The following is a 13,918-nucleotide window of genomic DNA, read 5'->3' as shown; positions in this document are numbered from 1 at the left end:
CGGTTGCTGAGGGGCAAGCAATGCTTTTTGTAGGCGTAATGCCTACGGATTCCGCATTCGATAGTCGATGCAGCTTTTCGTCTATCGCTTTGTCATGATTCCGCCAGCGAAGGGCGCGCTCCAAAGCATGATCAATCAATCAAGTAACGCCGGCCAGCGGCCGCCACCTACATACGAACGCGCCTGAAGGAAACCGGCTCAAAGGTCGCGGGTTGAGGTCCTGATCAACACAGTTGCTACACGGACGTACTTGCGGCGTGTCCCACGCCGGTACGCGTGCAAGCGCCCGCAGCAGACCGAAGCACTCGCACAAAACCGGCAGACCTAGTGTCAACGCAAACCGCAAACACTCGTACACCGAAGTCGAATACCTAACCGGCTTCGAAACTTCAAACACACAGCGGTAATTAAAAATAATCTCCACGCAAAAAAACACCGGACCATCCCTAGATGGCCCGGTGGAGAGCGAGTCTTGGCATCCTTCGCCGAGAAGGGGTTACCCCGGTTGCTTGCTCAGTGTCACTCCTAACTCGGCGCACCTTGGGACCAAGGACGCCTTGCAGCAGGCGACGGTTCCCCAACCGTCAACCTGACACCTCGACAACAGATCTCACACCCCAACGACCGGGTCGATCACAACCGGATCGGTACGGCGACCGGCACGCCCGGCGGCGAACGCAATGCCCGCGCCCAGGATCAACAACACCAAGGTGCTCCAGGCCGCGCGCGAGATGCCGCGTGCGGCGACGTCACCTGCCTCGCGCGCCTTCTGCTCGGCGGTGCGCTTGAGCGCTTCGTATTGGGCCACGGCCTTTTGGTAGCTCTGCGCGTAGTTGTCGGCAATCTGTTCGGCTTCTGCACGCGATTTACCGGTGCGCGCCACGATCAGGTTGATCAACGCATCGCGGTCGGCCGCATCGATGGCCGGCTTGGCCTGCGCACGCACACGGTCGAACCACGCGGCCAGTTCGTCCGAGGCGGCCTGCGGGGTCTGCGCCGCATCGGTGGCGGTGGCCTTGCCGTCTTCGCTCGCATTCGCTGCCTGATCCTTCAGACGCTCAGGATCGAGTTCGGCCTTACCGGTCTGGCGCAGTACCGTGTCCAGCTGGCCGCGCAGGTCGCCCCAATCCAGCTCGATACCCTGCTTCTTCAATTCATCCTGCACCCCATTGCCCAACGCTGGCGCCGCAGCGGCGATGCCCTGCCCGGTCAGCGACAAGCCCTTACCGACCACGCCCGACACCGCACCTACCGCGTTGCTGGCCAGCGCCGCCACCAACCATGTGGTGATCAACGAGGTCACCGCCCAGCTCAACAGACCGTGCAGCCCGCCGCGTACCGTGGCCAGGCGGCCGGCAACGAACGCGCCTACGCCGATCGAGATCAACGTGCTCAACGCCAGCCAGATCCCCGCACCGGTGCCCAGCCCGCTGACCGGGTTGGCTTCACGCAGCGGGTCGATGGTGGAAGCACCGATCGCGGTACCCAACACGCTCAGCGTCAGATAGGTCACCAGCGCGAAGGTGCAGCCGGCGAGCACGGCGCCCCACGACATCCTGGGGGCGAGAGTGGACTGGCGAACGACCTGTGCCATGGGAGTGCCTCACAACGGTAGAAATGGGCGCTCAGTGTGGAAGGCGTGCCGCGCCCATGCCTGAGCCGAATGCACCAGTGCGGCTAGTGCATTCGCGTCAGGCAGCGGCTACCGTGTGCCGCCACCTTTGGTTTCCATTGCCTGGTTTCCATCGCCGTTGTTACCCGAGGTCACCCCATGTCGTCAGCGAGTGAAACCGCGCCGCCCAGCAGCCCGCCCCAGTCCACCAACCGCCGCCAGCTGCAGCAGATCATCACCGGGCTGAGCGAGGGTGTGATTCTGGTCGAGCCGGATCAGTCCATCACCTGGGCCAACGAGGCCGCGCTGGCCATGCATGGCGCCACCGTGCTGGAAGACCTGGGCGCCACGGTGAGCGAATACCGCGAGCGCTTCCAGCTGCGCTATCGCAACAACCATCGCCTGAGCGCCGGCAATTACCCCATCGACCGTGTCATCGCCGGCGAAGTCTTCAACGATGTGGTGGTGGAAGTGGTGCGCGCCGGCACTGAGGAGCAATGGGTGCACCGCGTGCGTAGCCTGGTGCTGACCGACGCACAAGGCGCGCCGGATTGCCTGGTGCTGATCGTCGCCGACGCCAGCGACTGGGCCAGCGCCGAGCAGCGCTTCGAACGCACCTTCAACGCCAACCCGGCGCCTGCGGTGATCTGCCGGCTCGCCGATCAGCGCTATATCAAGGTCAATCAGGGCTTTGTGGAAATGACCGGCTACACGCGCGAAGCGGTGGTGGGCAAGAGCGTGTTCGAGGTCGATGTGCTGGAACTGGCCGACCGCCGCGAGCTGGCGCTGGAACGCCTCAACGAGGGCACCACCATCCCGCAGATGCAGGCCGAACTCAGCCTGCCCGACGGCACCACCAAGATGGTGGTGGTGGCCGGCCAGCCGATCGAAATCGGCGAAGAAGCCTGCATGCTGTTCACCTTCATGGACCTGGAACCGCGGCGTCGCGCCGAGGTGGCCTTGCGGCAAAGCGAAGAACGTTTCGCCAAGGCCTTCCGCATCACCCCGGTGCCCACGCTGATCTGCAATGCAGAAACTCTGCAGGTGGTGGAAATCAACGACGCCGTGGCGCAGACCACCCAGTACGCCAGCGAAGACATCATCGGCAAACCCATCGAAGAGATCGGCCTGTTTCCCACGCGCCAGGCGTATCAGCAGTTCTGCCACGCGCTGCAACAAAGCGGCAGCATGCTCAATGTGGAATATCCCATCGCGCGCAAGGATGGCGAGCAGCTCGATTGCCTGATCTCTGCCGAAACGGTGAGCATCCACGGCGTGCAGTGTTACCTGTTGTCGCTGATGGACATCACCGACCGCAAACGCACCGAGATGGAATTGGTCGCCGCCATCGAAGAAGTGATGCAGGACGCCTCCTGGTTCAGCCAGACCCTGCTGGAAAAGCTGGCCAATGTGCGCCGCGCCAATCGCCCCAGCCAGGCGCAGAGCTGCGGCATCGCCGAACTGACCGGACGCGAGCGTGATGTGTTGGGCCTGCTCGCCGAAGGCCTGGCCGACAAGGAAATCGCACAGCAACTCAGCGTTGCGCCCAATACCGTGCGCAACCACGTGGCCGCGCTGTATTCCAAGATCGACGTGCACAGCCGCGGCGAGGCCATCGTGTGGGCACGCGAGCGCGGCTTTGCCGGGCGCAGCGCCAAAAAGCCCGCACGCAAGTCCTAAAAAGGTGGGAGTTGGGCCGGATGCACTAGCCGCCCTGGTGCATCCGCATGTGGGCAGGCACCGCGCAGGCCGACACCATGCTCACACCGGCCCGCACAGACTAGGCCGGTTCCCCAACTACGAGAAACGTCCCATGGATAAGAACCGTATCGAAGGTACCGCCAAGCAGGTCAAGGGCTCGGTCAAGGAAGCCATCGGCCGCGTCACCGGCGACAAGAGCACCGAGCTGGAAGGCGCCGCCGAAAAGAATATCGGCAAGGTGCAGAGCAAGGCCGGCGAAGTGGCCGACAAAGTGCGTGACGCGTCCAAGTCGACCAAGTAACTCCATTGGCCGAGTCACATCGGCTGAGTAAAGTGCGATTGCGTTGTTGGCAGGCGTTTTTGCCTGCTGCGCTGAAGCTGCGATTTGGCAGTCGGACCTAACGCGTTATTGGTGACTGCGAAGACACAACAGCCTACTTCAGCGATAAATCGCACCAACGCCCCGACACGATCGGGGCGTTGGCATTTGTGGGGTCTGTTGTTGCAGCGCAATCCTCGCTCATTGCAGCGTTTCCTGGAATTGCTGTGCCACCCAATCGATAAACACGCGCAAGCGCGGCGATAACTGGCGCTTGTGCGAATAAAGCGCATGCACTGGCAACGGTGTGGGCGGAAACTCCCGCAGTACCTCGACCAGCGCGCCTGCAGCCAGTTCCGAAGCAACGCGATAGCGTGGCACCTGGATCAGCCCCAGGCCCAGACACGCGGCGGCAACATTTGTTTCCGGGCCGGTGACCGTCAGCATCGCTGGCAAGGTCATGGTCTGCACGCTGCCGTTGACCTGAAATGCGAGCGGAATGATCTCCGTGGAATCGGGTGCGAGCAGGCCGATCATTTCGTGACCATCGAGATCGTCCGGACTGCTGGGCACATGGAGCCGTTTGAGATACTCCGGGCTAGCGAATGTGCCGCGCTCCAGCGTGGCCAATGTTTTACGGATCAGCGAGCTGTCGTTGAGTTCGCCCGCTCTCAAGATGCAATCGAACCCTTCGCGAATCAGATCGATGGGTTGATGCGCCTCGCCGAAGTGCAAGCGGATGTCTGGATACATCGCGCGGAAGCGTGGGAGGCCGGGCAGGATGAAATGCCGCGCCTGAGTGCCGTGTACATCCACCCGGATCAGGCCCGACGGCTTGGCGCCGACGAAGGCACCTTCCGCCTCCTCCAGATCGGCGATCAGGCTGACGCAACGTTGGTAATACGCCTCGCCATCCAGGGTGGGGCTGACCTGCCGGGTGGTGCGCTGAAGAAGGCGCACCCCGAGCCTGGCCTCCAGGCCTTGCACTGCATCGGTCACCGATGAGCGCGGCAAACCCAGGTCGTCGGCCGCCTTGGTGAAGCTTCTGCGCTCCACGATGCGGGTAAACGCGCGCATGGCATCGAAGCGATCCATTGTTCGAACCCTCGGATAGTAATGCCGGATTCTGCAGGATTATCTAGCCAGGCGAAAGGCACATGCTCTCCTCACCGGGGCCGCAACGGCACCTACATCCAGGAGCAGACCATGACAACGCATACGCAAAAAGTCGCAATCGTCACCGGCGCCTCCGGCGGTATTGGTGCAGCCATCGCCGAACGCCTGGGCAGGGACGGCTTCATCGTCGTGGTGAACTACGCCGGCAACGCCGCCTCCGCCGAAGCGGTGAGCGCCAACATCGAAGCCGCTGGCGGGCGGGCCGTCGCCGCCCAGGCCGACATCTCCGATGCACAGGCAGTGCGGCGCATGTTCGACTCTGCCGAGACCGCTTTCGGCGGCGTAGACGTGCTGATCAACACCGCCGGCATCATGACCTTGGCCACCATCGCCGAGAGCGACGATGCGTTGTTCGACCGCCAGATCGCCATCAACTTGAAGGGCACCTTCAACACGCTGCGCGAGGCCGCAACCCGGCTGCGCGAGGGCGGCCGGATCGTCAATTTCTCTTCCAGCGTCGTCCAATTGTTGCAGCCCACCTACGGCGTCTATGCCGCCACCAAGGCCGCGGTCGAAGCGATGACGCCCATTCTGGCCAAGGAACTCCGCGGGCGAAACATCACCGTCAATGCGGTGGCACCTGGACCGACCGCCACCAACCTCTTCCTCGACGGCAAACCGCAGGAACTGATCGACCGCCTCGCCAGGCTTGCGCCGCTGGAGCGCCTGGGCCAGCCCAACGACATCGCAGATGTCGTCGCCTTCCTTGCCGGGCCCGACGGCGGTTGGGTCAACGGCCAGACGCTGCGCGCCAATGGCGGAATCATCTGATTGCTGGTCGCAGCCGCAGGCATCTGCCCTCGGGCCACCTCTAAAAACCTTTTGGAGCATCCGCATGAACAAGCACATCATCCTGGTCACCGGTGCCTCGTCGGGCTTTGGCCTGATGACCGCAAAAGCCCTGGCCGAAGCAGGCCACACCGTCTACGCCTCGATGCGCGAAACCGAAGGCCGCAACGCGCCCCGGGTCAGCGACCTCGCACACTGGTCGCAGGAGCGCGGCGTGGATCTTCGCACTGTCGAACTGGACGTGCAGTCCGACGCGTCCGCCACTTCCGGCATCGCCCACATCCTGCAGGACGCGGGGCGCCTGGACACCATCATCCACAATGCCGGCCATATGGTGTTCGGGCCGGCAGAAGCGTTTACGCCGGATCAGTTCATCCAGCAATACGACGTCAATGTGCTCGGTGCCCAGCGGGTGAACCGCGCCGCGCTACCGCACCTGCGCGATCGTGGCCAAGGCCTGCTGGTCTGGGTTGGCTCGTCTTCCACGCGTGGCGGCACGCCGCCGTTTCTCTCGCCCTACTTCGCCGCCAAGGCCGCGATGGATGCGCTCGCGGTGTCGTATTCCACCGAGCTCGCCCGCTGGGGCATCGAGACCACGATCATGGTGCCCGGCGCCTTCACCAAGGGCACCAACCACTTCGCCCACTCCGGCAAGCCCTCCGATCAGGCGCGGGCTGCCGACTATGAGCGCGGCCCGTACGCCGGCGTCGCCGATCAGGCCCTCAAGGGGTTGGCGGGCCTGGAGCCGGCCGATGCCGATCCGGCAGAGGTGGCACGCGCGATCGTGCGCGTGGTCGATGCGCCGTTCGGCAAGCGGCCTTTTCGCGTGCATGTGGATCCATCGCAAGACGGCGCGGAAATCGTCAATGGCGTGGCCGACCGCATGCGTCGCGAGATGTATCGAAACATCGGCCTGGAAGATCTGCTGCACCCTCGCGTCAACAGCTAAGCGACCCAAAGGCAACGGCCGCCACCGCAGGGTGCGGCCGCGGTTATCCCCAATCGTTCTGGAGCCAAGATCATGACCAACACTCTCTCGCACATCTCGCACATCTCGCGCTGCAAGCCAGCGCTTGGGTTCATCGGCTTCGGCGCCATCGCCGCTACGGTCGCCTCCACCGCAGCGTTTGCCAGCCTGCATCTGGGCATCGCGCCCTGGGCAATGTTTATCGGCTGGGTCGCGTATTTCACCCGCCCGCTCTCGGCGCGACAGGGTGCCTACACCTGGCTGTGTCTGCTCAGCGGTCTGGCAGTCGGCGCGGTGGCGGTCGTGGCACTTCAACGGTTGATGCCGATCATGGGTTCGTTCGCGCTACTGATGATCGTCTTCGTCGTGGCGATGATCGTCGTCTCGATGCGCGCGGTACGCATGCTGGACAATATTCCCGCATGGTTTCTGGGTCTGATCGCCTTCTTTGCCTCGCATGCCGAGCCGTCGCTGGTGGCCATCTCGCAACTTGCCGCAGCCGGTGCGCTCGGCACCGTGGCCGGCTGGGCATCTCACCGCCTGCAGGGCCGTTTTGCCGGCGCACATTGAAAGCAGCGTTGCCACAGATGTCGACCTGCATGCATGGGCAACTTCAACGTGCTGACTGTGGCTCTGCCTCGCTACATCGCCTTGAACAGATGCACAAACGCCCGGCTCACCGGCAGCTCGCCGGGATGGCCGCGCATGCGCAGGAACAGGCGGCTGGCATCGTTGCGGCGCGTGCCTTCCAACCACGCCAGGTTGATGACGGTCGAGCGATGCACCTGCCAGAACTGGGCCGGGTCGAGTTGGGCCACCAGCTCTGCGATCGGGGTGCGGATCAAACAGTCGCCATGCACGCTGGCGACCACGGTGTACTTGGTATCGGCCCGAAAGAAGCGCACGTCGGCGATGTCAACGTGACGGGTGATGTTCCCCTGTGAGGCATGGATGTACCGCAGGCGCTCACGCGCGGGTGCTGCGCTCAGCTGCTGCAATGCCTGCGCCATAGCAGGGTCGCCGGGTTGCAACGCAGGCAATGCGCGTAGGCGGGCCACCGTGCGCGCCAGCCGCTCGGTGCTGACCGGCTTGAGCACGTAATCCAGCGCGGCATGCTCGAAGGCCTGCAGCGCGAAAGCGTCGAACGCAGTGACGAACACCACCCGCGTGTTGCCCTCGATGCCCTGCGCCACTTCCAGACCGGTCAGTCCCGGCATCTGGATATCCAGAAATGCCAGATCCGGCTCCAGCGCGGCGATGCGCGCAGCCGCATCGATGCCATTGCGCGCCAGATGGATCACCTGCAGCTCCGGCCACAGCGCCAGCACCTGGTCGCGCAGGTACTGCGCCAGATGCGGCTCGTCGTCGGCGATCAATGCAGTGGTCATGCCACCGCCTGCGCTGCGGCAACCGCCGCACTAGCGGGCACGTACGGCAACACCAGCACCGCTTCGGTACCGGTGTCGCGCGCATGCAGCAGCAAGCTGGCATCGGCGCCGAACTGGGCCTGCAGACGTGAGCGCAAGTTAGCCAGCGCCACGCCGGCACCGGGGCGCGGCGCCGTGCCGGTTGGTGCCAGGCCAACGCCATCATCGACAACACGCACTTCAAGACACCCCGCACGTACGACGGCATGCATCACGATGCTGCCGCCTTCCAGCTTGGGATCCAGCCCGTGCTGCACCGCGTTTTCCACCAGCGGCTGCAGCAGCAACGGTGGCATGCGTGCCAGGCGCGCCTGCGCACTGGCTTCGATGCGGTACTGCAGGCGCTCATCCATGCGGATCTGCAACAGCGCCAGGTACTGGCCTGCCATCTCCAGCTCGGCCTCGAGCGTGCTGTCGGTATGCCGCAGTTGCGACAAGCTCGCACGCAGGTACTGCGAAAACGTGGCGATCATCTGTTGCGCGCGCGGCGGGTCATATGCCATCAGGCTCTGGATGTTGGCCAGGGTGTTGAACAACAAGTGCGGCTCGATCTGGCCTTGCAGCAGGCGCAGGCGCGCCTCGGTGGCATCGCTCTGCAGCTGTTGCGCACGCAGGCGCGCGTGCCACCACGCCCAATGCACCGCCATGACAAACAACAAAAACACCGCCACTTTGGTCAGCGGCGGCGGCAAGGTGATGAACATCCCCCACGGATGCGCGCTGACCAACCACGGCACGATCGTAAACCCGAGTGTCATGCCGCCGATGATGCCGGCCAACGCCAGCGCACCGAGCGCCAGCCCCGCACGCAGATCGCGCGCGGTGGCCATCCGTTCCACCAGCGACGCCGGCAGCCAACGCGCGGCCAGCCGCAGCACCCCGAACAAGCTGTGCACGATGCACAGGCAGATGCCGATGTTGGGCAGCAGCGAGGCCCACCACCCGTGCGGCCGCTGCACCCGGTCGAAGATCGCGGCAATGGTCATCAGCCCCAACGCCAGTGCCACCGCCAGCAACGACGCCACCAGCAACCGCGCAGCCGTGGGCCCCTGCCGAGGTGGGCGCAACTCCCACAACGCGTGCCATCCCTGCTGCAAGAAGGCGATTGCGTTCATGGATGACGTGGACCGGTCCGTGTGTTCACTGGCGTGCATTCCATTGGTGAGCGGTGCGATGTGGGCGGTGCGAAGGGTAACGCGCATCGGTGCGGCCAAGGCCCTACCGCATCGCCGCTATTTTCCATGCCAATCGGCTGCTGCGGCGTGTCGTTCGTCGGCGCGGCTGTCGATTCGTCGCAAACCGCTGCGATTGCACCGCCAGCGCTGCCACTGTCTGCCCACGCAACGGCGGCAACCGCTGTTCGCATCGCATCCACAACCAAGGGGCACCATGAAGCACTTCCTCGCATTCGCGCTGATTGCAGCAGCGGCCATCGACGGCGCACACGCCGCACCTGCAGTGATCGCACCGCCCATGGTCAGCATTCCTGCCGGCGAGTTCCTGATGGGCAGCACCGAGCCGCGCATCGGCGACGGCAGCCACAACCCGGCCGAAGGCCCGCCACATCGCGTGCAGGTGCAGGCATTCCGCATGGCCACCTATGAAACGACGGTGGCGCAGTTCCGGCAGTTCATCGCCGCAACTCACCACCAGACGCAGAACAGCTGCTGGGAATTCGACAAGCAAGATGGCATCAAACTCAACGCGGCTACCTGGAACACCGCCAAGCACGCGCCGACGGACTATCACCCTGTCGTCTGCGTCACCTGGGAGGATGCCACCGCCTATGTGCAATGGCTCGCGCACCACACTGGCCGGCGCTTCCGGCTGCCAAGCGAGACCGAATGGGAATACGCCGCGCGTGCCGGCACCACCACCAAATATGCGTCCGGCGATGCGGCCGATGCATTGTGTGCGTTCGCCAACATGAAAGACCGCCGCTTCAAGACCGCCACACAGCGCGACTACGCACTGGATATGTTGGTCACCGATTGCGACGACGGCGCGGAGTACACCGCCGTAGTGGGCATGTACCCAGCCAACGCGTTCGGCCTGCACGACATGATGGGCAACGTGGCCGAGTGGGTGGCCGACTGCCAACACCCCGATTACCAAGGCGCCCCCAACGATGGCAGCGCCTGGCGCGACAACTGCGAGGTGGAAGGCGACTACTTCATCACCCGTGGCGGCAGCTTCGCTTCCTCGCGCCAGGTGCTGCGCAGCGCCGCGCGGGGACATGGTGGGCGGACCAATGCAAGCAGCCTTGGTGAGGGTTTCCGGATTGCCGAAGACATCGGTAACTGCACGGCAAGCGCGTGCGTTGATACCGATGCCGGGTTTGTTGAGGCGCTGGAGTCAGCGCAGCGGCGCGAGCGCTAGGTGCGGGCGAAAACTGCAACGCAGTGAGAGTTGTCGGCTGGTCCATTACGGATCTAACCGATCTTGTGGGCAGGCAATGCACCGCTTAGGAACACGCTTGTTGACAGCTGGCGTTAGCATAACTAACTTCCCTAAACTAGCCACGGGTCAGTCAGCGATGCACATTGGGAAGGCAGTCGGGTGGTCGGGGGCCGTGCTTTGCGGTCTGGCGCTATGTGGCTGTGCGCATATCTCGTGGAACCCGGCGCCAGTGCCAAACGCACAGAGTGCCGTCAACGCCTCACCCAAAGGCGAGGCCCACGACAACCCGGTGCCAAGCGCCGAGCAAGTGGGCCAGCGGTTCCTGACAGTGTTTGAAGGGCTTACATCGCGGAATGACTTAAGCGTTGAACGTCTACAAGCAGCCGTCGGCATCCATCTCAAACATGTTGCATATCTATCTGAAAAACTCGAAGCCTACTTCTACGGCCAGCCGCTCAAAGATGGCTGGAACTACATCCTAGATTTCAATCCGGCCTCAGCAAGTCTGAAACAAGGTGCCAGCCTATCGTTCGTCAAAGACGAAGATGAATTCTCAAGCATGGCCAATATTTGTGGCCTCGATTTTGACTATTATCGCGAAGCACTAAAGGTCAATGGATTTACCGATTATCCAGTCTACGGAGAAATTGGCCAATTACAAAGTTGGCGATTTTCTAAAATATTAGATGATGGCGAGAACCTAACCCTGTCCATGCGTCTGCAAAACGAAGTAGCCGGTACGCCCGGAAGGCTTTGCGTCCGCTCACTTGCGACAATGAACTAGTCCGAATGTCGCAGATCCGATATGCCACGGGAGTAAGGTGGCGCGCCCACTACAAGTGATGCATTGTATGCTCCGCAATCGACCTATCAGGACCTGCTAATGCGCTCCGCCCGAGTCGCCCTGCTCTTGCTAACCGCACTATGCGGCACTGCACTCAGCGCTTGTGCTCACGCACCGGCCCAACCCCTGAAGCCTCTTTCGAAGGAGCACGCCGACATGACTTTGCCGGAGGCCGTAACGGCCAACAAAATTACGCTTAGCGCTGAAGAAATCGGCAAGCGGTTCTTGAAACTGATCGAGGGGCTGGACTCTCGTGATGACCTAAGTCCCGAACGCATTCGGGAAGTGATGGGGATCACACTAAAGAAACCAGAACCTGAAGACCTGTCGGTGGGGTATTGGAGCGTCGATCTGGCGGATGGGTGGCGATATGCGTTTACCTACACTCCTGAGTCGCCCTCACTGGTGAAAGGTGTCAACCTAAGATTCCAAAATAGCAAAAATGATTTTTCAAGCATGTCAGCTGTGTGCACGCTAGATTTTGAGCATTACGATAAAGCACTCAAGGCAATGGGGTTTGATGGCTCACCTACTTACGGTCCGATTGGTCAGGTAGAGGACTGGCGCTACGTAAAGTTCGCAAAAGGAGGGGTAGGAGGACACATTGTTATTTCTTTAGTTCCGCAGAATTTAATAGCAGGCGAGCCGAGCCAAATGTGTGTTAGAGCTATCGGAACATTGAACGGACGCTAAGCCGCAAAGGAGGTAGACCATGGCCAACCTTAGCCCGCAATTGGAAGCCGCGCTCTCAAAATTTTCTTCGCAGCAGGGCGTGACCAGTGACCAGTTAGCCCAGCTGCGCGGTGCGCTCACTAACGATGCCAAGCTTTTGTCTCAGTTCGAGCAGCAGGTGCAAGCGGGCCAACTCCGTGGCTTTGCTGTACAGGCTGCCAGCAACGTTCAGCCCAATCTCGCTGGAACCTACGATATACAGAGTGGAATGGTCACTCTACCTGCAGCGAGTTTGCAACCGTCTGGTACAACGGCAACTAGTGATTTGAAGGCTGCGCTGCAGGTTCAACAGATGTCGGTGGCATTCGCGCACAGTACCTATCAGGATCCGGCTAAGAACCATCGTCCTGTTACTCAGGACATGCTTGACAACCTGCAATCGAGCATCAACAAGTCACCTTATCTTGCCGATGAGATCAAGAGGGCCGCGACGACCGTCGATGTATCAGATACACGCAATCCGAAAAGAGCTCAGCTTGAGGGATTTGGATTCGTTGGACCTGGGGTATCGGCGGGCGGGACGTACGACGGCAACCAAAAGATCATGAGCTTGCCAACCATCGGGTTGCAATCGGTATCTCCTACTACTCCCGGCGGCAGGTTTAATCCGCAAGATCTGACTTTCGTATTAGGCCACGAGATACAACACAGTTTCAACCATTCCTCCAAGGCTCAAGCGACCGTAAAGTTTCTGGCTGATGTTGATCATCAATCAAAGAGCAAAGGACCAGTCCATGACTACACTGACGAGCTGAAGAACTATATACAGGCCGGGCGGGAGGACGAGGCGAAAGCAGAAATTGCTGGCTGGAATGCTCTTCTAAGTCGCGAAAGAGAACAAAATCCTCATGGAAACGGTTTGAATTTGATGTTGGCTACTCAGACTCAAAGGCAACTGGATTTCATTGCGGCTGATCCAGTAAATCCTAGTGCGGCTGTAGCTATACCAAACCTCACTTTCAATCAGGATGGCAGTCTCTCTCCGACACCGGGCAACATTGCGGCAATGGGTCAGAATTACTTCGATCGGCCTTCACAGCTCTATGCACAACCCGGCCAACGCCCCGTAAGTCTTGGCGAGCACCGCAGTCAGGCGGGGCAACTTCAACCCACTGCGGACTACGCCAATTACTACGGCACATGGGCCGTGGAGCAGATCCTTCAGGCAGAAGATCGCGCAAACGTGCTGCACCAAGGTGTCCGGCCACAGGTGACGATCGATATGGCCGCGTTGGGGCTGAAAGAACATCTGATCGAGAACGAAGGTCTGGACCGAGGGCCGAACAAGACACCGTTTCCGTATCACGACAGCAGCACCAAGCCGCCCACGCTGCACCATTTCGACCACACGCAGGACGGCAGCGTGAATCGGGCGCACGACCACACCTACGTGCCGGTGGTACCCAGTGCCCCTGCCGCAGCGGGCCCGCGCGGCCCGGATGATCCTGCGCATCCGGACCACGCCATGCTTGAGCAAATTCGCGGTGGTGTACGCAAGATCGATGAAAGTGTGGGCAAGCCCTATGACGATATGAGCGAACGCGTGAGCCGCAGCCTGCTGGCCGCATGCAAGGACAACAGCGAGGCACATCCACACGTCACAGACTACGCGCTGGCCAGCAACGCGCTCAGCCGTGTGGATCATGTGGTGATGAGCAAGACCGGCAACGTGTTCGCGGTGGAGGGACGGATGGACGATCCTGCGCATAAGCGCGCGCATGTGGAGATCGATCAGGCGATCCATATCCCCGTCGAACAGTCGGACCAGAAGCTGCTGGCCGCCAATCAGGCGATTGCGCAAGAGAGATCACTGATGCAGCAACAAGAGCTGGCGCGCGGGATCAACGAACCTGGCCCAGGTGGCCCGACAAGATAGGTCACGGACTCCCCGAGCGTATGCATAGCCGTCAAAACCAAGCGGACTGAGCCACCTGTGCCTGCAACGCATGCG

At 61.8% G+C, this 13,918-nt stretch carries 13 protein-coding genes; 9 read left to right on the top strand and 4 right to left on the bottom strand.

From position 1 onward, the window contains the following. Nucleotides 1–610: 610 nt before the first annotated feature. Nucleotides 611–1,594: a hypothetical protein gene (locus FFY45_RS19630; RefSeq protein WP_176341717.1), complete on the bottom strand. Its 984-nt coding sequence runs from the start codon at nt 1,592–1,594 to the stop codon at nt 611–613. A gap of 177 nt (nt 1,595–1,771) precedes the next feature. Here FFY45_RS19630 and FFY45_RS19625 point away from each other — a divergent pair, with 177 nt between their 5' ends. Further along, on the top strand, nt 1,772–3,292 hold the full coding sequence (locus FFY45_RS19625; protein ID WP_176341716.1) for a helix-turn-helix transcriptional regulator: 1,521 nt from the start codon (nt 1,772–1,774) through the stop codon (nt 3,290–3,292). Between the two features lie 133 nt (nt 3,293–3,425). Next, nucleotides 3,426–3,614: a CsbD family protein gene (locus FFY45_RS19620; protein ID WP_006451426.1), complete on the top strand. Its 189-nt coding sequence runs from the start codon at nt 3,426–3,428 to the stop codon at nt 3,612–3,614. 219 nt (nt 3,615–3,833) lie between these two features. On the opposite strand, the gene FFY45_RS19615 is transcribed toward FFY45_RS19620, so the two are convergent. After that, nucleotides 3,834–4,727 (bottom strand): LysR family transcriptional regulator, encoded by an 894-nt coding sequence (locus tag FFY45_RS19615; RefSeq protein ID WP_176341715.1) that lies wholly within the window; start codon nt 4,725–4,727, stop codon nt 3,834–3,836. Between the two features lie 111 nt (nt 4,728–4,838). On the opposite strand from FFY45_RS19615, the gene FFY45_RS19610 reads away from it, so the two are divergent. The 3 genes from FFY45_RS19610 to FFY45_RS19600 all read left to right on the top strand — a co-directional run bounded on the left by FFY45_RS19610 (nt 4,839) and on the right by FFY45_RS19600 (nt 7,134). After that, nucleotides 4,839–5,579, top strand: a complete 741-nt coding sequence (locus FFY45_RS19610; protein ID WP_176341714.1) for an SDR family oxidoreductase — start codon at nt 4,839–4,841, stop codon at nt 5,577–5,579. Nucleotides 5,580–5,643: 64 nt separating this feature from the next. Continuing rightward, nucleotides 5,644–6,546: an SDR family oxidoreductase gene (locus FFY45_RS19605; protein ID WP_176341713.1), complete on the top strand. Its 903-nt coding sequence runs from the start codon at nt 5,644–5,646 to the stop codon at nt 6,544–6,546. Between the two features lie 72 nt (nt 6,547–6,618). Further along, nucleotides 6,619–7,134 carry a DUF1097 domain-containing protein gene (locus FFY45_RS19600; RefSeq protein ID WP_176341712.1) on the top strand — a complete coding sequence of 172 codons (516 nt, stop codon included), beginning with the start codon at nt 6,619–6,621 and terminating at the stop codon, nt 7,132–7,134. A 71-nt stretch (nt 7,135–7,205) separates the two neighbouring features. Here FFY45_RS19600 and FFY45_RS19595 read toward each other — a convergent pair whose 3' ends face one another. Together FFY45_RS19595 and FFY45_RS19590 are read right to left on the bottom strand one after the other, a co-directional pair. After that, nucleotides 7,206–7,952: a LytR/AlgR family response regulator transcription factor gene (locus tag FFY45_RS19595; RefSeq protein ID WP_176341711.1), complete on the bottom strand. Its 747-nt coding sequence runs from the start codon at nt 7,950–7,952 to the stop codon at nt 7,206–7,208. Then, the gene (locus FFY45_RS19590) at nt 7,949–9,106 is read right to left on the bottom strand and encodes a sensor histidine kinase (protein WP_176341710.1); all 1,158 of its coding nucleotides are present in this window, start codon (nt 9,104–9,106) and stop codon (nt 7,949–7,951) included. Before FFY45_RS19590 ends, FFY45_RS19595 begins: the two co-directional genes overlap by 4 nt. Nucleotides 9,107–9,380: 274 nt before the next feature. On the opposite strand from FFY45_RS19590, the gene FFY45_RS19585 reads away from it, so the two are divergent. The 4 genes from FFY45_RS19585 to FFY45_RS19570 all read left to right on the top strand — a co-directional run bounded on the left by FFY45_RS19585 (nt 9,381) and on the right by FFY45_RS19570 (nt 13,843). Then, nucleotides 9,381–10,370, top strand: a complete 990-nt coding sequence (locus tag FFY45_RS19585; protein ID WP_176341709.1) for a formylglycine-generating enzyme family protein — start codon at nt 9,381–9,383, stop codon at nt 10,368–10,370. A 250-nt stretch (nt 10,371–10,620) separates the two neighbouring features. Further along, nucleotides 10,621–11,175 carry a hypothetical protein gene (locus FFY45_RS19580; RefSeq protein ID WP_343204118.1) on the top strand — a complete coding sequence of 185 codons (555 nt, stop codon included), beginning with the start codon at nt 10,621–10,623 and terminating at the stop codon, nt 11,173–11,175. 99 nt (nt 11,176–11,274) lie between these two features. Beyond that, nucleotides 11,275–11,928, top strand: a complete 654-nt coding sequence (locus FFY45_RS19575; protein ID WP_176341708.1) for a hypothetical protein — start codon at nt 11,275–11,277, stop codon at nt 11,926–11,928. A 79-nt stretch (nt 11,929–12,007) separates the two neighbouring features. Continuing rightward, a complete protein-coding gene (locus FFY45_RS19570; protein ID WP_176341721.1) occupies nt 12,008–13,843 on the top strand; it encodes an XVIPCD domain-containing protein in 1,836 nt (611 codons plus the stop codon). Nucleotides 13,844–13,918 lie beyond the last annotated feature (75 nt).

Source organism: Xanthomonas hortorum (assembly GCF_011305375.1).
GTDB lineage: Bacteria > Pseudomonadota > Gammaproteobacteria > Xanthomonadales > Xanthomonadaceae > Xanthomonas > Xanthomonas hortorum_E.
Note: the sequence above shows the minus strand (reverse complement) of the source record. Positions and strands in the feature narration are given on the sequence as shown.